Annotated in this window: 15 protein-coding genes; 3 read left to right on the forward strand and 12 right to left on the reverse strand. The window is 75.0% G+C overall.

Going from position 1 to position 18741, the window contains the following annotated elements:
* Nucleotides 1-27 precede the first annotated feature (27 nt).
* Nucleotides 28-687 (reverse strand): TetR/AcrR family transcriptional regulator, encoded by a 660-nt coding sequence (locus tag ACIO5D_RS09795; RefSeq protein ID WP_363604323.1) that lies wholly within the window; start codon nt 685-687, stop codon nt 28-30.
* A gap of 85 nt (nt 688-772) precedes the next feature.
* On the opposite strand from ACIO5D_RS09795, the gene ACIO5D_RS09800 reads away from it, so the two are divergent.
* Complete coding sequence (locus ACIO5D_RS09800; RefSeq protein WP_400794609.1) at nt 773-2365, forward strand: MFS transporter; 1593 nt, start codon at nt 773-775, stop codon at nt 2363-2365.
* Nucleotides 2366-2370: 5 nt separating this feature from the next.
* On the opposite strand, the gene ACIO5D_RS09805 is transcribed toward ACIO5D_RS09800, so the two are convergent.
* From ACIO5D_RS09805 to ACIO5D_RS09845, 9 genes are all read right to left on the reverse strand, one after another.
* On the reverse strand, nt 2371-3729 hold the full coding sequence (locus ACIO5D_RS09805) for a DUF2252 domain-containing protein (protein WP_363604320.1): 1359 nt from the start codon (nt 3727-3729) through the stop codon (nt 2371-2373).
* 164 nt (nt 3730-3893) lie between these two features.
* On the reverse strand, nt 3894-5498 hold the full coding sequence (locus tag ACIO5D_RS09810; RefSeq protein WP_363604318.1) for a multicopper oxidase domain-containing protein: 1605 nt from the start codon (nt 5496-5498) through the stop codon (nt 3894-3896).
* Entirely contained in the window at nt 5495-5974 is a 480-nt protein-coding gene (locus ACIO5D_RS09815) for a hypothetical protein (RefSeq protein WP_400794611.1), read from the reverse strand. The genes ACIO5D_RS09810 and ACIO5D_RS09815 overlap by 4 nt, the downstream gene beginning before the upstream one ends.
* Nucleotides 5975-6238: 264 nt before the next feature.
* Nucleotides 6239-8788 carry an FtsX-like permease family protein gene (locus tag ACIO5D_RS09820; RefSeq protein ID WP_400650139.1) on the reverse strand — a complete coding sequence of 850 codons (2550 nt, stop codon included), beginning with the start codon at nt 8786-8788 and terminating at the stop codon, nt 6239-6241.
* Complete coding sequence (locus ACIO5D_RS09825) at nt 8785-9579, reverse strand: ABC transporter ATP-binding protein (protein ID WP_363604314.1); 795 nt, start codon at nt 9577-9579, stop codon at nt 8785-8787. Before ACIO5D_RS09825 ends, ACIO5D_RS09820 begins: the two co-directional genes overlap by 4 nt.
* Nucleotides 9580-9786: 207 nt before the next feature.
* Entirely contained in the window at nt 9787-10575 is a 789-nt protein-coding gene (locus ACIO5D_RS09830; RefSeq protein WP_400760111.1) for an aminotransferase class IV, read from the reverse strand.
* Nucleotides 10568-11593, reverse strand: coding sequence for a GNAT family N-acetyltransferase (locus ACIO5D_RS09835; protein WP_400794613.1), 1026 nt, complete (start codon nt 11591-11593; stop codon nt 10568-10570). Before ACIO5D_RS09835 ends, ACIO5D_RS09830 begins: the two co-directional genes overlap by 8 nt.
* Before the next feature lie 189 nt (nt 11594-11782).
* The gene (locus ACIO5D_RS09840; RefSeq protein WP_400794615.1) at nt 11783-13366 is read right to left on the reverse strand and encodes an FAD-dependent monooxygenase; all 1584 of its coding nucleotides are present in this window, start codon (nt 13364-13366) and stop codon (nt 11783-11785) included.
* Between the two features lie 84 nt (nt 13367-13450).
* Nucleotides 13451-14080: a TetR family transcriptional regulator gene (locus tag ACIO5D_RS09845; protein ID WP_363604307.1), complete on the reverse strand. Its 630-nt coding sequence runs from the start codon at nt 14078-14080 to the stop codon at nt 13451-13453.
* Between the two features lie 144 nt (nt 14081-14224).
* Between ACIO5D_RS09845 and ACIO5D_RS09850 the strand changes: the two genes are divergently transcribed.
* Complete coding sequence (locus ACIO5D_RS09850) at nt 14225-15730, forward strand: hypothetical protein (protein ID WP_363604305.1); 1506 nt, start codon at nt 14225-14227, stop codon at nt 15728-15730.
* Nucleotides 15637-16806, forward strand: a complete 1170-nt coding sequence (locus ACIO5D_RS09855) for a glycosyltransferase family 4 protein (RefSeq protein ID WP_400794696.1) — start codon at nt 15637-15639, stop codon at nt 16804-16806. The genes ACIO5D_RS09850 and ACIO5D_RS09855 overlap by 94 nt, the downstream gene beginning before the upstream one ends.
* Here the strand turns inward: ACIO5D_RS09855 and ACIO5D_RS09860 are convergent.
* Both ACIO5D_RS09860 and ACIO5D_RS09865 read right to left on the reverse strand, forming a co-directional pair.
* Nucleotides 16788-17444, reverse strand: a complete 657-nt coding sequence (locus ACIO5D_RS09860) for a response regulator transcription factor (RefSeq protein ID WP_363604304.1) — start codon at nt 17442-17444, stop codon at nt 16788-16790. The genes ACIO5D_RS09855 and ACIO5D_RS09860 overlap by 19 nt on opposite strands.
* Nucleotides 17432-18739: a sensor histidine kinase gene (locus ACIO5D_RS09865; protein WP_400650154.1), complete on the reverse strand. Its 1308-nt coding sequence runs from the start codon at nt 18737-18739 to the stop codon at nt 17432-17434. The genes ACIO5D_RS09860 and ACIO5D_RS09865 overlap by 13 nt, the downstream gene beginning before the upstream one ends.
* Between the last annotated feature and the right edge of the window lie 2 nt (nt 18740-18741).

Consider the following 18741-nt stretch of genomic DNA (forward strand, 5'->3'; position numbering starts at 1 on the left):
CCGGTGCGGTGCTTGTTCTTCGAGCCGTCAGGGCGCGATGCGGCCGAGGCGCCGCACCATCGGCTCCACCGTGTCGGTGGGGGGCCAGGGGAAGTCCGGCAGGTCGGCGCGGAGCATGACCTGGCCGTGCAACGCCGTCCACAGGGTCACGGCGTCGCCGAAGGGGTCGGTACTGGCCGACCGTCCGGCGCGGGCACAGGCTTCGAGGTTGTCGACCAGCGTCTGGAACGCGTCGAGCCCTCGGTCTCCCGCGTCCTCACCGTCGGGCGACTTCGGCTTGGGCCGGGCCCACCCGAACAGGACGCGATAGCGCGCCGGTTCCCGGACGCCGAACTCGACGTACGCGCCACAGCCTGCGAGCAGCGCCTCGACCGGGTCGTCGTGCGCGGCGACGGCGGTGGTCACCATCTCGTGCAGCTGCGCGATCGCCTCCGCCACCACGGCCTCGACGATGGCGTCCCGATCGGCGAAGTGGGCGTAGATCGAGGGGGCGGCGATGCCGACCTCACGTGCCACGGAGCGCAGGGTGACCGCCTGATCGGACCCGGTGCGCACGATCAGCGCGGTCGCCGCCCGCACGATCTCCTCGCGCAGCCGCACCCCTTCGCCACGCCGGTTCCGGGGCCGGGCCGGCGGCTCCTCCTCCTGGCCGGGAGCGGGTTCGGCGACTGCGGAGACCTTCTTCATGAGCCTGACTTTACATGCGTTAGCCGAGTGGACTAGCTTTCCCTCCGAAAACTTACATACGTAAGGTTACGCAGATGAGGAAACCATGAGCCTCCAGGAGAACCCCGATCCCGACGACGGCCACCCGCGCCGCTGGTCGGCACTGGCGGCGCTCTGCGCCGCCCTGGTGGTCACCACCATCGACAACACGGTGCTCAACACCGCCCTCCCCACGCTCGCCGAGGCGCTCCGGGCCTCCACCGCCGATCTCCAGTGGATCAACAACGCCTACACCCTGGTGTTCGCCTCGATGCTGATCGCCGCCGGCGGTCTCGGCGCACGGATCGGCCACCGCCGCGCCCTGGTCGGCGGTCTGGGGGTCTTCGCCGCGGGCTCGATCGCCGCCGCGACGACGACCACCGTCGGACCGCTCATCGGGTACCGCGCACTCATGGGCCTGGGCGCGGCGTTCGTCATGCCGGCCACCCTGTCGATCATCGTGATGCTCTTCGGCGCCCGGCAGCGCGGCAAGGCCATCGCCATCTGGGCCGCGACCGCCGGTCTGGGCATCGTGCTCGGCCCGGTCACCGGCGGCCTCCTGCTCGACCACTTCGCCTGGGGCAGCGTCTTCTGGATCAACGTGCCCCTGGTCGCCGCCGCGCTCGTGGCCGCCCTGGCCCTCATCCCAGCACTCCCGGGCCGCCGGGCCGGCCGCCTCGACGGCCTCGGGCTGCTGCTCTCGGCCGGCGGTCTGGTCGCGCTCGTCGACGTCATCGTCCGGGGCCCCGAACGCGGCCGGCTGTCCGCGACCTCCCTGGTCGAGACCGGCGCCGCCGTCGCCCTGCTGACCGCGTTCACCCTCTGGGAACTGCGGGCCCCCCACCCCATGGTGGACATGCGGATGTTCGCCAACCGCACCTTCAGCACCGCCTGCGCCGTTCTCGCCATCACCTTCTTCGCCCTGTTCGGCGTGCTGTTCGTCTACACCCAGTACCTGCAACTGGTGCACGGCTACAGCCCGTTGGAGGCCGGTCTCGGCGCCCTGCCGTTCGCCCTGTCGATGGCCGTCGCCGCCGGCACCAGCGACCGCAGCGCCGCCCGTTTCGGCCACCGGCACACCATCGCCGCCGGGCTGGCCACCATGGCCCTCGGCCTCGCCGGGCTGTCACTCGTCACCACCGGCACGCCGTTCGCCCTGCTCTCCCTCACGATGGGGGTCGTCGGCGCCGGGATGGGCCTGATCACGGCACCGGCCAGCGCGTCCATCGTGGCCGCGCTGCCCCGCGAGAAGGCCCCGATGGCCGCCTCGGTCAACAGCGTGGTCCGCGAACTCGGCGGCGTCCTGGGCATCGCGGTCGTCGGCACCATCGTCTCCGCCTCCTACCGGGCCCACCTGACGACCGCACTGCCGGGGGCGCCCGAGGCCGCCGGCCACGACCTGACCGCCGCCCACCTGCTCGCCACCGGGCTGCCGCCCGCCCAGGCCGGCCGGCTGGTCGCCGCCGCCGACGAGGCCTTCACCACCGCCATGACCGTCGCCACCCTGAGCTGCGCCCTGCTCGCCCTGGCCGGCGCCGTGGCGGCGCTCGCCTGGCTGGGCCGGCCCGCCGCCACCGCGCCCAGCACCGGCGCCGCTCCGACCCCGACCCCGACCCCGACCCCGACCGAGAACGCGGCCGAAAGGGCGGCCGCCCGGTAGCGGCGTCAGATGCCGCGCCGCGCCTTGACCGAACCGTTCTCGATCGCCGCCAGCAGGGCCGCGTGGTCGAGAACGGTCTGGTCCGCGTAGCGGACGGCGAAGTCGGCGACGGCCTCGGCGAAGGTGTCGGCGCCGCCCAGGTAGCCGGCGATGGAGAGGCGGTCGCCGGAGCGGGCGTGGGCGCGGGCCAGGGTGCGGCCGCAGAGGTCGGCGTAGGCACGGAAGCCGCCCGGCGTCAGGTCGGCGACCTCGACGGAGCCCTTCATGTCGCGGAGCTGGCGGCCGTAGAAGTGGCGGCCGGCCGGGCCTGCCGTCCAGCCGAGGAAGATGTCGCTGGCGGCCTGCATCAGGTGCTGGCCGGTGACGACCCGGTGTCCGCCGTGGGCGACGGGCACTTCGGCGTCGGGGCGGACGGCGGGGAGGTGGTCCTCCAGGACGGAACGGCCGGCCTCCTTGATCTGGAGGAAGAGCGGATCGCGCTCGTCGCGCCCCTCCAGCAGGAGGATGTAACAGCGGGTGCCGACGCTGCCGACGCCGACGACCTTCCGGGCGGCGTCGACGAACCGGTACCGGTCGAGCAGGACGCGGCGGTCGTCGGCGAGGGTGGCGCGGTAGTCGCTGAAGACCTGGCCGACAGCGCGGAATTCGGTCCTCGGGAGCGACTGGATGAGCGGCGGGTCGCTGATGATGCGGCGCCGGCCGTCCTTCGTCTCGGTGAGCTTGCCGAAGGCCTGGAGGCTGGTGCGCCGCCGGGCGCGGGCGAGGCTCGCCTCGGCCCGCTTGCGCTGCCTGGGCTTCCGGAGCAGCGGCAGCAGGTCGCCGGTGTCGATGCGGGCGTACCAGACGTCGAGTTCGCCGTGCCCGGCGAGCCGCCGCATCGCGGTGGCGTAGCCGTGGGCCGCGGCGAGGGCGGCGCGGCGGGCGCTGTCCTCGTCGTTGCCGTTGTCACGGGCCGCGACCGCGACACTCGCCGCCAGCCGCTTGACGTCCCATTCGAACGGGCCGGGGTAGGTCTCGTCGAAGTCGTTGACGTCGAAGAGCAGCGCGCGTTCCGGCGAGGCGTACACGCCGAAGTTCAGCAGGTGTGCGTCACCGCAGAGTTGGACGATCAGCCCGGTGTCCGGGCCGGCCGCGAGGTCGGCGGCCATCACGGCGGCGGAGCCCCGGAGGAAGGCGAAGGAGGAGTCGGCCATCCGGCCGTAGCGGATCGGCAGCAGTTCGGCGACCCGGTCGGCGCCCTGGCGTTCCAGCACCCCGACGGGGTCGGGGCGGTCGGCGGCCGGGATCCAGCGGCCGTGGGAGGAGCGCGACACCCGTTCGCGGGCCGCGCGGCCGCGCCGGCGGCGTTCGGCGGGACTGGTCATGCGCTGCTCCTCGGCCGGTGGAAGGGGTTTTACCTCCTCGCGACGCTAGAACAACGGCACAGGCCCGGCATGTCGAAGCGCGGGCGGGCGTGTGACACGCCCACCCGCGCTCAGCCGAACGGGTGAATTCAGAAGAGGGATCGACGGGGGTGGGACCGTGGTCCCTACTCCACGACGAAGTCCGCCATCATCGCCATGTCCTCGTGCTCCAGGTTGTGGCAGTGCATCATGTACGTCCCCGGGTAGTCGGTGAAGCGCACCAGTACCTCCACCGCCTCGGCCGACCGCAGGTCCACCGTGTCCTTCCACCCGGCGTCGTACGGGCCCGGGTCGGAGCCGTTGCGCGAGAGCACCTGGAACTGGTTCAGGTGCACGTGGACGGGGTGGTGCAGGTCGCTGAAGAACCGCCAGCGCTCCACGGCGCCGAGGGTCGGCCGGGCCAGCGCCCGGCCGGGCAGGTAGAGCCGTTTGTTGATGGTCCAGCCGTCGCCCTTGCTGAGGCGGAAGCGGAAGTTCCGGGTAATGACGGCGTCCGCGGGGTCGAGCCACTCGATGGTGGAGAGCCGCTCGGGCACCCTCGAGTCGTCCGAGACGGTACGGGAGGACACGTCGAACCGCATCACCTCCCTCGCCGAGCCGGTGCCGAAACGGTTCATCAGGCGCACCGACGTCCCCGGCTCGAAGCGCGAGAAGTCGACGACGAGGTCGAAGCGCTCGGCCGGAGCGATGTCCACGACATCGTGCGCCCGTGGGGCCTCCAGCAGACCGCCGTCGCCGCCGATCTGCACCAGCGCGTCGCCGCCGGGCGGCTGCGGGTCCAGTTCGAGGCGGTACACGCGGGCGTTGGAGGCATTCAGCAGGCGCAGCCGGTAGCGCGCCCGGTCCACCGGGTGCCGTGGCCAGGGCGCGCCGTTGACCAGGATGACGTCGCCGAGCACCCCGTTCATGTAACCGGCTCTGACGCCGGGGACAAGGCGCTCGGCGTCGACGGTCGGGTAGCGGAAGGCGCCGTCCTCCCCGAACGAGCGGTCGACGAGCATCAGCGGGAGGTCGCGTTCACCGCGCGGCAGTGGCAGCGCGTCCTCCTCCTCGTCGTGGATCAGGTGGAATCCGATCAGGCCGCTCCAGATGGCGAGGCCGGTGAAGCCCATCCGGTGGTCGTGGTACCAGAGCGTGGCCGCCCGCTGCTTGCCGGGATAGGTGTAGGTCCGCTCGCCGTTCGAGGTGTTGCCGAGCGGGGTGTCGGCGGGGTCGTCGGCGTACCGCTCCATGCCCGGCATCCCCGCCATACCCGCCATACCGCCCGCGCCACGGGAGCCGGTGGCCCCGGCCGGCAGGGTCAGGTCGATCGCGTAGCCGTCGCTGTCCGCCGGGGTGTGGCCGCCGTGCAGGTGGACCGTGGTCGGCACCGGCAGTTGGTTGCGGTGGAGCACCGCCGTCCGCCGGCCGGCCCGGACCGACAGGGTCGGCCCGGGAAAGATACCGCCGTACGTCCAGACGTCCGTCCGCAGACCGGGCAGGATCTCCAGCTTGGCGACCTGCTGGGTGATCTCGTAGAAGTCGGTGGTGCCCTCCGTGCGGACCGGTGCCAGCACCGGCGGCACCGGCAGCGGCAGCCGGAACGGCTCCGGCAGGTCCACCTCACTGCTCAGCAGCCGGCCGGGGCTGCCCTTGCGGAACATCCGGGCCGCCGCGGGGACGGCGACGGCCGTCAGCGCGCCCGCGCCGACCGCCGCCGAGCCGAGGCCCAGGAACCGGCGGCGATTCACTTGGCCACCTCGACCGGTCCGCCGGGCCGGGGCAGCCGCCCGGTGCCGTCCCCGCCGTCCGGCTCGGCCGCCACGTCCGCGCGGGCCGGCAGCGGCGCCCGCCAGGCGCCGACCGCGCCGAAGAAGAGAGCGCTGACCAGCAGCACGCCGAGCGTCACATGGACACCCACCTCGCGCTCGTACCCGGCGAAGGTCTGGCCGGTGACCGCCACCGCCAGGAGCGCCGTCGTCCACAGTGGCCAGAGCGGCCCGCGGCCGACCCAGCGGACCAGCGCCGCGACGGCGAACTGGCCGATCACCACGGTGGCGAGGGTCATCGCGGCGACCTCGTGGTCCTTGAGCGACTCGTACGTGCCGTTGAGGAAGCTGCCGGCCAGCATGGTCTGCAGGAGGCCGAGGGCCGCCAGCGAGGTCGCGGTGGTGCGCAGCAGGATCAGCGGCCAGCGGGGCGCGGGGGCCGCGGGAGGACTGCTCATGTCGGGCTTCTCTCTGCTCGGCGGGGCGGGAACGCGCCGGTCGGGGCGGCCGGCGGCCCGAGGAGCGGGCCGGGCCGGAAACCGCCGGACGGCGCGACGGAGGGCGTAACTGACATCACGTCACGGCCGTTGTCAATCAACGATTGTGACGTCTTCGGACACCCCATTGCGCCTGGTTGCGGCAGGTTTGTCACCCGGACGGGCGGTGCGCCGCCGCGCACCGCCCGTTCGGCCTAGGGCCGGTCGTCGCACTCCCGCCCTCCGCTACTGGCGACCGCCGCCGGCCTCCACCGGTCGGGTCCGCAGCAGGGCCCGGACCGGCAGGCCGGTCGAACCGAGGCAGAGCAGCACGGCCCCGACGGCCAGGGGCAGGGCGATGCCGGCCGGGATGTGCGGGGCGACGCCGGCGATACCGCGGGCGATCGGCAGCAGCGTGATCCAGGCGATCGCGCCGCCGAGCACCAGGCCCGTCGCGGCGACCAGCAGCGCCTCCCAGCGCATCATGCCGCGCACCTGCCGCCGGGTGGTGCCGGCCAGGCGCAGCAGCGCCACCTCGCGGCGCCGGTCCAGCACCGTCATCACCAGGGTGTTGGCGGCGGTGACGGCCGCGAAGCCGCCCAGCACGCCCGCCATCACGGTGTTGGCCCAGGCACTGAGCTCCTGCGCGCGGTCGGCCTGCGCGGCGTAGCCGGCCCGGTCGGTGACGGTGGTGCCGGCGAGGCCCGCCAGCTTCGCCGCGACCGCGGCCCGGTCCGCGCCGGGGGCGTCGGCGACCAGCACCTGGCTGTCGTACCCGGCGGTGACGTGTTCGGCGACGGCCGCGCGGGGCAGCAGTACCTGGCCGAAGGCGAGGCCGCGCTCGTAGGTGGCGACCACCGTCGGCTGGACCTTGGTGCCGTCCCCGAGCCAGAGCGGAGCGCGCCCGCCGACCTTGACGCCGAGCGTGTCGGCGAGGCCCGCGTCCAGGGCGACCGTGTCCGCGGAGCGGCCGAGGTCGGCCAGCGAACCGCTCTTCACCCCGAGGTCCAGCACCCGGGGCAGCTTCGCCGGGTCGCCGTTGACGCCCAGCGCGGTGGCGGTGGCCAGGACCTGGCCGGCGCGGTAGACGGCGCCGGTGTGCAGCACGCCGACGGCGGCGTCCACGCCGGGCACCCCGGCCACCTGGCCGGCGGTGGTGGCCGGCAGGCCGGGGCCGGTCGGGCCGACCACGTGGTCGGCGGTGATGCCGGTGCGCACCTGCTCACCGGTGGCGTGGCTGATGGTGGTCTGGATGAACAGCAGGGTGCCGCAGAAGGCCGTGACCATGACGATCGGCGTGATCGCGGAGGCCAGCCGGCGGGCGTTGGCCCGGGTGTTGTCGGCGGCCAGCGAGCCGGGGGCGCCACCGGCCCGCAGCGGGGCGCCGAGCACGCCCGCGGCGATCCGGGCCACCAAGGGGCCGAGCAGGGCGACGGCCATCAGGAAGCACATCACGACGCCGAGCGCGGTATTGGCGGCGTCGCTGCCGTCCAGGGTCGAGGCGACGACGGAGAGCACCACGGCGCCGGCCGTGAAGACCAGCCCGATGACGGTCCGCACCCTGCCCAGGCCGCCGGGCTCGATCGCGGCCTCGCCGAGGGCCTGGCTGGGCCGCATCCGGGACGGGCGGCGGGAGGCCAGGAAGCCGGCGAGCAGGGCGGCCAGGCTGCAGGTGCCCACGGCGGCGAGCATCGGGATCGGGCCCACGCTCAGCGAGACGTCCTCGGGAACGGCGCCGCGCGTCACCATCTCGCCGAACCACCAGTGGGCCAGGGCCAGTCCGGGGAGGATGCCGAGGGCGCCGGCGACGGGCGCCACCAGCATCGCCTCGGTGGCGATGGTGCGGCGGATCTGGCGCGGGGTGGCGCCGATGGCGCGCAGCAGCGCGAACTCACGGGCGCGCTGGCCGGTGGCCAGGGCGACGGTGCTCATCACCACGAAGACCGCGGTCATGGTGGCGGTGCCGCCGAAGGAGCCGCCGAGGGCGGTCAGCATGGTGCGGCTCTCGGTGAGCTCGGGCTGCTCGACGGTGCCGCGGTCGTCGCCGGTCAGCACCTTGGCATCACCGCCGACGGCCTGGCGGACCTGGGCGGCGAGGGTCTTGGCGTCCACGCCCTCGCGCGGCTGGACGGCGATCGCGTCCACCCGGCCGGGGTGGCCGGAGAGCTGCCCGGCGGCGGCGTCGGCGAACCAGGCGGTGGGGCCGGCGCTCTGCGGGGCGGCGAGGCCGGAGATCCGGTAGCCGCCGGCGCCGCCGGGCGCGGTGAGCGTGAGGGTGGCACCGGGCGCGAGGTGGGCGGCGTGCGCGGTGTCGGCGTCCAGGACGACCTCGCCCGCGCCGGGCGCGCGGCCCTCGACCAGCTTGTCGCCGTTGCCGGCGATACCCAGCGCCGCGAAGGCGCGGCCGGTCAGGGCGGGGTTGGCCGCGGCGGCGCTGTCGGCCCCGCCCTGACCGGCCGTGATCGGGAAGGCGGTGTCGGGGCGGGCGGCCGCGACACCGGGCTGGGCGGCGATCCGCCCGGCGAGCGCGGCGTCCACCCGGGCCCGCTCGGGGACGGCCTGCTCCTCGGTCTCGGTGTCCTCGCCCACCTTGTGGGTGAAGGAGACGGTCGACTCGGCGGCGACGACCACCGGCGTGCCCGCGTACCGCACCGGCGGGACGCTCGCGGTGATGCCGGTCTGCAGCAGGGTGCCGCAGGCCATGATGACGGCCGCGCCGAGCAGCAGGGCGAGGAAGGTGCCCACGAAGGAGGCGGGCCTGAAGCGCACCGAGGCGCGCGCGAGTCCGTTGCTCATGCCGCGATTCCCACCGGGCGGGCGGTCAGGGTGACCATCCGGTCCGCGACCGTCTTCGGGTCGGGGCGGTACAGCTCGTCCACCAGGGCGCCGTCGGCCAGGAAGACGACCCGGTCGGCGACCGAGGCGGCCACCGGGTCGTGGGTCACCATGACCACGGTCGCGCCCATGGTGTCCACGGCGTGACGGAGCAGGCCGAGCACCTCGTGGGCGGTGCGGGTGTCCAGCGCGCCGGTCGGCTCGTCGGCGAAGACCACGTCCGGGCGGGTGATCAGCGCGCGGGCGATCGCGACGCGCTGCTGCTGTCCACCGGAGAGCTGGCCGGGGCGGCGGCCGGCGTGCTCGCCGAGACCGACCTGGGCCAGCAGCTCCTGGGCGCGGCGGCGGTCCTGGCGCTCACCGGCCAGGCGCTGCGGGAGCAGCACGTTCTGCAGCACGGTCAGCGAGGGCAGCAGGTTGAAGGACTGGAAGACGAAGCCGATCCGGCTGCGGCGCAGCTTGGTGAGCCGGTTCTCGCTCAGCCGGGAGATCTCCTCGCCGCCGAGGTACACATCACCGGAGGTGGGACGGTCCAGGCCGGCCGCGCACTGCAGGAAGGTGCTCTTGCCGGAGCCCGAGGGGCCCATGACCGCCGTGAAGGTGCCGTGGCCGAGCGCGAGGTCGATGCCGCGCAGGGCGTGCACGGTCTCGTTGCCGCGGCCGTAGCTGCGCCGCACCGTCCGGAGTTCGATCGCGGCCTGGGCGGGACGCCCGTACTGATCGGTCTGTGAACGGTCGTGGCGGGGTGCCATGGTGGGCCTTCCTTCGGTGATCGTCGCAGGTCGTCGACGTGTTCCACCCTAGGAATGGCGCATGGTCCACACCATGCAGGCCGCTGGCGAGAGAAGGGTGGGGTTATCCCCACCCACCCTGCGACCGGACCTGACGCCGGGACCGGCGCGGGAGCCGGCACCGGACCGGCTCCGGGGCCGGCTCCGGGGCCGGACGTGGTCCCGGGCTCAGACCTCCTCGCCGTCGATCCGCTCGTACCCGGCGCGCAGCTCGGCGAGGGCGGGGTGGGCGGGATCGAAGCGCGTACCGTCGATCGCGGCGATCGGGCGGACGCCGACGCCCGCGTTGACGGCGAAGGCCGCCTCGAAGCGGTCCAGCCCGGCCGCCTCGACCCGCTCGTGCAGCTGTGGGCCGCGGTGGGCGCGGGCCAGCAGGGCGGCGGTGACGCCGGGCAGGCTCGGACCGTCCGGCCAGACCAGTCGCCGGCCGTCGTGGAAGCCGATGTTCCAGGTGGCCCCCTCGGTCACCCGGCCGTCGGCGTCGACCAGCAACGCGTCGTCGTAGCCATCGAGTTGGGCCAGCCGGCGGTGGCGGATCAGGCCGAACAGGCCGACGTGCTTCACCTCCGGCAGTTCGCGGGTGTACGCCGTCGTGCGGACGCGCAGCGGGCCGGGCGCCGCCGTCGGGGCCGGGCGGGTGGTGACCAGCAGGCGGGGCGCGGCGGGCGCGCCCGGACGCTCCAGACCCAGGGCCGGGTCGAAGACGGTGACCCGGACGATCGCCGGGGCGCCGTCCGCCGGGAGCACCCGGCGGATCCGGTCGCGGAGCAGGCAGCGGTCCAGGTCGGCGGCGAACAACACCCGGGCGTCCCGGACCAGCCGGTCAAGGTGCAGGCCCAGGCCGCGGACCCGGCCGGCCTCGGCGCGCACCGTGGTGAAGTGCCCGTAGTTCAGCAGCCCCAGCGCGGCGACCTGCCCGGCGTCGGCCGGCTCCCCGTCGATCTCGATCTCAGCCATCCCCCGAGTCTCCCAGCCGCCGGGACGCGGTGACCACCGGGCGGTAGGGGGTGACGACCCGTCGGCCGCCGTCCCGGGCGAGCTGCTCGAAGTGCTCGATCTTGTACGCGAGGCCCTCCGGTTCGCCGGTATCGGACCAGCGCCACGCCTCCGCCCACCACTGCGGTCCGCGCACCAGCGGGTGGCCGGCGAGGGCGAGATGGAGGGCGAGCGTGGTGCGGGCGTAGCCGCGCACCCAGCCGTCCGCCTGGCGGTAGGCGGCCGTCTCGTCGAGCCGCAGCCAGCGGCCCTCCCGGCCGGCGGCGAGCAGTGGGGTCCAGGAGTGGAGGGTGCCGTGCGGGGCTTCGCTCCGGACGTCCGGGCCGGGTGGGTCGTCCGGGTCCTGCGGGTCGGGCGGGTCGGGCGGGTCATGCGGGCGGTCGGCGACCAGGAACAGCAGCCGCCCGCCCTCCTCCCGTACCCGGTAGGGCGGGAGTTGGGGCATCCGGGCGAAGCCGATCGCGTGCTTCCAGGAGACCACCCAGAGGCCGCGCCGGAGGTAGTAGCGGACGGCGTGCTGCCAGGTCCAGTGCGCCTCCAGGCGGTAGCCGGGCAGGCCTTCGGCGGTCGCCGCCCGGTACACCTCGGCGAGGGCCTCCCCGGCGAGGCCCAGGCCGCGCGCCCCCGGGCGGAGGTAGAGCGAGGAGACGGCCAACTGGCCCGGCCCCCTGGTCCAGTTGTCCACCGCCACCGTGCCGACGGGCTCGCCGTCCCGGCCCAGCACCCAGTAGCGGCGGCGGTACAGCTCGCCGCACGGCCACTCCCGGCCGCTCTCGCCCAGCCGTTCGCGCAGCCGCCGCTCGGCCGGCGGGGTCAGCGCGTCCGGGTCCACCGGCTCGCCCGACTCCCCCTCGGCCAGGGACGCCAAGTCCCACCGGGCGAACCGCCGCCCGTCATCGCCGGACGCCACCGGTCGCAGCCGGGCCACCGCCCCCAGCCGCTCCTGCGCCCGCTCCACCGCCGCATCCCAGGACCTCACCACACGCCCACGATAGCGAGCTCCGGTCGCCGAACGTAATTCACTGGACACCGAACGTCAGGGTCGGATACGAATGCCAACGGGCCGAATGCCCCGGTCCGATGCGGTTTGCGGATGCGGTTCACGGGCGCGGTTCACGGATGCGGTTCGCGAGAGGAAGGAAGCACTGCATGCACGTCAGTTGGCGAGTCAGCGTTCCATCGGGCGGGAGTCGTGCTCGGCGTCCGCGATGCCGAACCAGCGCCGCGCGGCGGCCCGGAGCGCCTCCAGGCCCGCCTGGTCCGGGCGGGGTGAGCCGGATGCCCACGCCACGTAGCAGTCGGGGCGGAGCAGCAGGGCGGTGGCCACGGGCGCGGGGGCCTGGGGTTGCGCGGTGACGATGTCCACGCGGTCGCGCCACGGCGCCATCGCCCGGGCCGCCGAGGAGTCTTCGGTGAGGTCGAGCAGCAGGGGCCGTGCGGATCTGGCGAGTTCCGCCAGCCGGACCGTCCCGGCCGGGGTGCGCAGGTCCAGGTCCGGCGCGAACCGGCCGACCAGCGGGTGCCCGTCGTTCCCGCCCATGTCGTACCGGACGTCGGTACCGGCGACGAGGTCGGCGAGGTGCTGCACCGTGTCCCGGTGTCCGAGCAGTTCGGCGAGCAGCTCCCGCAGCACGGTGACGTCGCTGCCGGGTGCGATCAGCGCGGACTGCGCCTGGGCGTTCATGACCATGCGGCGGGCGGCTTCCCGGCGCTCGGGCTCGTAGCTGTCCAGGAGTCCGGGCGGGGCGCTGCCCCGGATCTCGGCGGCGAGCTTCCAGCCGAGGTTGACGGCGTCCTGCAGGCCGAGGTTGAGCCCTGGCCCGCCTCCCGCGGCGTACACGTGGGCGGCGTCGCCGACCAGAACGATCCGGCGGTCCCGGAACCGTTCGGCGACGCGTGTGTTGCCGCCGGACAACCGGCGCAGCACATGCGGCCCCGCACCGGCGGGCGGGTCGAGCGGCACGTCGGCGCCGAGCACCCGGCGGACGCTCGCCCGCAGTTCGTCGAGGCTCATCGGCCCGTCCGGCTCGGGCTGGTCCCACTCCATGGTGCTGACCAGCGGCGGGTGGCCGGGGAACGGCGCGTACGAGAACCCTCCCTGCTCGGTGCGGTGCGGCAGGAACGGCAGGACGGCACCGTAACCGGGTACGTTCAGCGCCCCGGTCGCGGGATCCACCCACTCCGCCGGGACGGTGGCATGGGCCGCCCGGCTGGTCGTCCGGTCGTAGCTGACGCCGGGGAAGCCAATGGCGGCCTGCTTGCGCGTGATGCTGTGCGCGCCGTCCGCGCCGGCCAGGTAGCGGGTCCGCAGCCGGTAGGCGCCGTCGGGGCCGTCGACGTCGACGGTGACGCCCTCGTCGTCCTGCGCGATGGCGACGACCCGGTGCCCCCGTCGGATGTCCACGTCGAGTTCGGTGGCGCGTTCCTCCAGGACCTGCACGATGCGGCGTTGCGGCACCGGCAGGCCGTGGAGCGGACTGTCCTTCAGCATGCCCAGGTTCAGGGGCAGCGAGGCGAACATGAAGTAGGCGGAGTTCGGCCGCGGCGGCCCCGGGTCGCCGCCGAGGCGCTGGTACAGGCCCCGCCGGTCGACCATGGGAACGACCTGGCCGAGCAGCCCGTTGGCCTTCGGTTCCTCGCCGGGTTCGGACAGGCTTTCCAGTACGACGGGCCGGACACCGGCCAGGCTCAGCTCACAGGCCAGCATCAGCCCGTTCGGGCCTCCTCCGACGATGACCACATCGGCGGTCATTGGCGCGTCCTCTCTGTTGGGCCCGGAAAAGGGCAGGACGGATCGGCCCGGCGACGGCCGGGCCTGATCGGTTCGCACGGGTTCCTACGGGGTGGGAAGACCGGCGGCGAGCCGGTCGAACACGTCGCGCAGCACGGGGACGAGCGGGGTGGGCGGATCGGCACGCAGGCAGTGCTCCACGGCCACGGCACTGCCCGCCCCGATCACCGCGGCGACCAGCTTCGGGTACACCTCGCGGGCCGCGTCGGTGCCGGTGCGCTCGGCGACCGCCTCGGCCAGCACCTCCTGCGCGGCCGCGTTCGCCTTGACGACCTCGCCCTGCAGTGCCGGTTCGGCCAGCATCAGCCGGAGTCCGTCCCGCCAGCGCTGGTCCTGGGCGGACCTCGCGCCCGCTTCGTCCCCCTGCGCGAACTGGGCCAGCACGGCGTGGAGGACCGAGTCCCACAGCGGCTCGGCGGCCGGACGCGCGCGCAGCGTGTCCGCGATCCGCAGCATGCGCTCCAGGTGGCCGGCCGCGATCGCCTCGGCCTTGCCGGAGAAGTAGTTGCGGAACGTGCGCACGGACACGTTGGCCGCGTCGGCGATGTCCTCCACCGTCACGTCGTCCCAGCCGCGTTCGACGCACAGCCGAATCGTGGCCTGGCTCAGCGAGACGCGCGTCTCCCGCTTCTTGCGCTCACGCAGCCCGATCCGGGCGTCTTCCCCCTGCGTCATGCCAGCCACCGTAGACCATCTTGCCGGAATGGAAAAGTTGCCGATGCGGCAAGATTTTCGGGGTGGTGGTAGGGGAAACCCGACCACAAGTCTCGACCTGACCGTCATGACCGCGCTGACCTGGGCCGATGCAATGAAGGGGTGATGAATCAGCAAGCCCGGCAGGGTCGGTGGGCGCGGTGGGACCGGTGGGCGCAGCGGGACCGGTGGGATCCATGGGCGCGGGGCGGCTCGGGCCGCAGGGCGCTGTGGTGCGGTGGCTGGCTGGTCGCGGCCGGCTGGGCCGGGGCCCTCCCGCTCGTCTCCGGGCTGGGACCGCACCGGAGTTGGGGCGTCTGCGCCGCCATCGGCTACCTGGCCGCGGCGGTCGCCGTGGTCGTGCTGCCCCGTCGGCGGGCCCGGGCGGCGTCGGTGGCGGTCGCGCTCTGCGGGGCCGTCCTCGTCCCGCTGCTGCTCCTGGTGCTGACCGGGCAGGGGCAGAGCGAGGTCGGCGTGATCGAGCGCTCGGCGGCACGGCTGCTCGACGACGGCACCCCGTACGCGGCCGAGCCGCGCACCCTCGCCGAGTACACGCCGTACCTGCCGGGCATGGCCGCCTTCGGGCTGCCCCGGGCGCTGTCCGAGGCCCTGCCCTGGGCGCAGGCGCTGCCCTGGGTGGAGGGGTGGCCGGCGCGGCTGCTGGGCGACGCCCGCCTCTGGTGCGCGGCCGTGTTCCTCGGCTGTCTGCTGCGTGCCTCGGGCCCCCGGCGGGCCGGGGTCGCGCTGCTGACCGCCTCCCCGGTGGTCGCGCTGCCGCTCTGCGTCAGCGGGGTGGACCTGCCGATGACCGGCCTCTGCTGCCTGGCGCTGGCCGGCGCCGCCCGGGGCCGCCCGGTCGGCGCCGGCCTGGCGCTCGCCGCCGCCTGTTCGCTCAAGTGGACGGCCTGGCCGGCGCTCCCGGTCGTCGCCGGGCTGCTGGCCGCGACCACGGGACGGCGGGCGGCCCTGCGCGGAACCGCGGTCGCGGTGGCCGGCACGGCCGTCCTCGTCCTGCCGGGCGCGCTGCGCTCGCCCGGTCCGATGCTCCGGCAGGTGTTCGCCTTTCCGACCGGGCGCGGCGATCTGCCGACCCCGGCCGGCAGCCCGCTGCCCGGGCGGCTGCTCGCGGACCTGGGCCCCGTCGGCTGGTCCGCCGCCGTCGCACTGCTGCTGCTCGCCGGGCTCGCCGTCGCCGTGTCCCTGGTGCTGCGCCCGCCCCGGGACGTCGTCGGCGCCGCCGACCGGCTGGCCCTCGGGCTCTGCCTGGCCTTCCTGCTGGCCCCCGCCGGGCGGTTCGGGTACCTCGCGCTGCCGCTCGCCCTCGCCGTCTGGGCCCGGTCCCGGTCCGCCGGCCGGCCCGCTCCCCGCTCCTTCGAGCCGAACTCCTTCGCCCCGCATCCCTTCGAGCCGAACTCCTTCGGACCGAACTCCCCCGTCGACCCGCGAACCGAGGTTGTACCGATCCCATGGGCACCACTCTCGTCGTCACCAACGACTTCCCGCCCCGCCAGGGCGGCATCGAGACCTTCGTCCACGCCCTGGCCACCCGCCTGCCCGCCGGCGAGGTCGTCGTCTACACCTCGGACGAACCCGGCGCGGACCGCTACGACGCCGCTCTCCCCTTCCCGGTGATCCGCGACCCGTCCCGGACCCTGCTGCCCACCGGCCGGGTCACCCGGCGGGCCGCCGAGATCGCCCGCGCCCACGACTGCGACCGGGTCTGGTTCGGCGCCGCCGCCCCGCTCGCCGCGATGACGCCCGCACTGCGCCGCCAGGCCGGTGGGATCCGCCGGACGGTCGCCACCACGCACGGCCACGAGATCTGGTGGGCGCGCACCCCCGGGGCCCGCCGACTGCTGCGGCGGATCGGCGGGAGCGTGGACGTGGTCACCTACCTCGGGGCGTACACCCGCGAGCGGATCGCCCCCGCGCTCGGTCCGCAGGCCCGGCTGGAACGGCTGGTCCCCGGCGTGGACGCCGCCCGGTTCCGCCCGGCCGGGGGCACCGCCGAGGACACCGCCCTCGCCCGCGCACGGCCGGCCGCGCCGGTGATCCTCTGCGTCGCCAGGCTCGTCCCCCGCAAGGGCCAGGACACCCTGATCCGCGCGCTGCCGCTGATCCGGCGGACCGTCCCGGGTGCCGTCCTGGTCCTGGTCGGCCGGGGCCCGGACGAGCGGCGGCTGCGCTCGCTGGCCCGCCGTCACACCGAGCCGGGCTCCGTGGTGTTCGCGGGCGGCCTGGAACACGCGGCGACACCCGCGTACTACGCGGCGGCGGACGTGTTCGCGATGCCCTGCCGCACCCGCCGGGCCGGGCTGGAGGCGGAGGGCCTGGGCATCGTCTTCCTGGAGGCCGCGGCCGCCGGGCTGCCGGTGGTCGCGGGCGACTCCGGCGGCGCGCCCGACGCTGTGCTCGACGGGGTGAGCGGAACGGTCGTCGACGGGCGGAGCCCTGCGGGCGTCGCGGCGGCGGTCGGCCGGATACTGCGCTCACCGGCGGCCGAGCGCGCCCGGACGGGGGCGGCCGGGCGGCGATGGGTCGAGGAGGAGTGGTCGTGGGAGGCGTCCGCACACCGTCTGGCCCGGCTGCTCGACCCCGAGGAGACCGAGCAGGCCGAGGACGCCGTGGGCCCCGCAGGCTCCGTGGGCTTCGTGGGTGCCCAGGACACCGGCGGGGCGGCCTCGCCCACTCACTCCCCGCGCAGATGAGCCAGGACCGCGAGGACCCGCCGGTTGCCCTCGGCCGGATCGAGGTCCAGCTTCATGAAGATGTTGCCGCAGTGCTTCACCACCGAGGCCTCGGTGATGCTCAACCGCCCGCCGATGGCCTGGTTGTTCAGCCCCTCCGCCAGCAGCGTCAGCACCTCCCGCTCCCGCGGGGTCAGCCGGGCCAGCGGCCGCTCCCCCGACTGCTGGCGGAGCAGCACCCGGACCACCTCCGGGTCGATCACGGTCTGCCCGGCGGCCACCCGGCGCAGCGCGTCCAGGAAGTCGGCCACCTCGCCCACCCGGTCCTTGAGCAGGTAACCGAGCCCGGCCGGCTGCGCACCGGCCGCCCCCAGCAGCCGGGTGGCGTACGGGGTGGCCACGTACTGGGAGAGCACCAGCACCGGCAGGCCAGGGTGCCGCTCCCGCAGGTCGAGGGCGGCGCGCAGGCCCTCGTCGTGGAAGCCCGGGGGCATCCGGACGTCGGTGATGACGATGTCCGGGCGGTCCGCGTCCACGGCGGCGGCCAGCGCGTCCGCGTCGCCGACGGCCGCGACGACCTGGTGGCCGCCCCGGGTGAGCAGTTCGACCAGCCCGGCGCGGAGCAGCACCGCGTCCTCGGCGATGACTAGCCGGAGCACGGCACCTCCACCCGGAGCCTGGTCGGCCCGCCGATCGGACTCGTCACCATCAGTCTTCCTCTCAGGATCGCCACCCGGTCGGCCAGCCCCTGCAGTCCGGCCCCGGTGGCCGGGTCGGCCCCGCCCCGGCCGTCGTCCGTCACCTGGAGGACCAGCCGGGCGGCCTCGACCCGGCCGTGCACGGTGATCGTGGTGGCGCCGCTGTGCTTGGCCGCGTTGGTGAGCGCCTCGGTGACGGTGAAGTAGGCCGTCGTCTCGACCGGGCCGGGCAGCCGCTCCGGGAGGTCGATGTCGACCTCGACGGGGATCGGGTGGCGCAGCGCGACCTCGGCGACGGCGGCGGCCAGTCCGTGGTCGGTGAGCACCTGCGGGTGGATGCCGCGGACCAGGCCGCGCAGCTGCTCCAGAGCCCGCCGGGCCTCGTCGCGGGCCCGGGCGACCAGCGTGGCGGCCGGGTCGTCGCCGCCCCGCCCGCCCCGTTCGCCCAGCTCGTAGGCGGCCAGGCCCAGCGTCATGCTGAGCGCGACGAGCTGCTGCTGGGCGCCGTCGTGCAGATCGCGTTCGATCCGGCGGCGCTCGGCCTCGAAGGCGTCGACCAGCCGGGCCCGGGAGCGGGTGAGTTCCAGCACCCGGCGGCCGAGGTCCTCGTCCCGGGGCCCGAGCAGGAGCCGGGCGAGCAGGACGTGGGCGGTCGTCAGCAGCGCACCCGTGTAGGCGCAGAACAGCAGGCCGGCCAGCCCGGCGGCCGTCGCGGGCAGGGCCTCGACCGGGCCGGGGATCGCCCGGCCGGGGATGACCATCACGGTCTCCGGGGCGAGCGCCCACACCACCACCGGGGTGGTGACCAGCGCCGCGGAGAACAGCAGCAGGGCGGTGAAGCCGAGGCAGACGGCGCTCAGCACCGTGCCGAGGAGCGCGGTGTGGGCGAGTTCGCGCCAGGTCGCGCGCTCCCGCAGCCGGGTGCGCAGCCAGGCCGGGCGGCCGGCCCCGGGCAGCGGGCGGTGCGGGTCGGGCACCACCACCGGCTCGACCAGGCGCAGCCGGCGCCGTTCCAGGGCCGCGGCCGGGAGGCCGGACAGGACGAGGGCGGCCAGGACCGGCAGGCCGATGCCGACGACGGACAGCGGGAGGCCCACCAGCAGCAGCCCGGCCAGCACCACCAGCACCACTGGCCCGAGCAGCGCGCCGCTGAGCAGATAGGCCCAGCAGCGCAGCGCGCGGACGGTGAACGGGAAGCGCCCGGGGTGCGCGCGCAGCGCCGCCCAGACGGCCACCGGCTGCTGCTCCTCGCTCATCC

The sequence above is a fragment of the Kitasatospora sp. NPDC087315 genome (assembly GCF_044744345.1).
GTDB lineage: Bacteria > Actinomycetota > Actinomycetes > Streptomycetales > Streptomycetaceae > Kitasatospora.

Excerpts from the sequence above, each read along its gene's own strand:
- ACIO5D_RS09795 (WP_363604323.1), bottom strand. The coding sequence starts at position 687 with ATGAAGAAGGTCTCCGCAGTCGCCGAACCCGCTCCCGGCCAGGAGGAG.
- ACIO5D_RS09800 (WP_400794609.1), top strand. The coding sequence starts at position 773 with ATGAGCCTCCAGGAGAACCCCGATCCCGACGACGGCCACCCGCGCCGC.
- ACIO5D_RS09805 (WP_363604320.1), bottom strand. The coding sequence starts at position 3,729 with ATGACCAGTCCCGCCGAACGCCGCCGGCGCGGCCGCGCGGCCCGCGAA.
- ACIO5D_RS09815 (WP_400794611.1), bottom strand. The coding sequence starts at position 5,974 with ATGAGCAGTCCTCCCGCGGCCCCCGCGCCCCGCTGGCCGCTGATCCTG.
- ACIO5D_RS09820 (WP_400650139.1), bottom strand. The coding sequence starts at position 8,788 with ATGAGCAACGGACTCGCGCGCGCCTCGGTGCGCTTCAGGCCCGCCTCC.
- ACIO5D_RS09825 (WP_363604314.1), bottom strand. The coding sequence starts at position 9,579 with ATGGCACCCCGCCACGACCGTTCACAGACCGATCAGTACGGGCGTCCC.
- ACIO5D_RS09830 (WP_400760111.1), bottom strand. The coding sequence starts at position 10,575 with ATGGCTGAGATCGAGATCGACGGGGAGCCGGCCGACGCCGGGCAGGTC.
- ACIO5D_RS09840 (WP_400794615.1), bottom strand. The coding sequence starts at position 13,366 with ATGACCGCCGATGTGGTCATCGTCGGAGGAGGCCCGAACGGGCTGATG.
- ACIO5D_RS09845 (WP_363604307.1), bottom strand. The coding sequence starts at position 14,080 with ATGACGCAGGGGGAAGACGCCCGGATCGGGCTGCGTGAGCGCAAGAAG.
- ACIO5D_RS09850 (WP_363604305.1), top strand. The coding sequence starts at position 14,225 with ATGAATCAGCAAGCCCGGCAGGGTCGGTGGGCGCGGTGGGACCGGTGG.
- ACIO5D_RS09865 (WP_400650154.1), bottom strand. The coding sequence starts at position 18,739 with ATGAGCGAGGAGCAGCAGCCGGTGGCCGTCTGGGCGGCGCTGCGCGCG.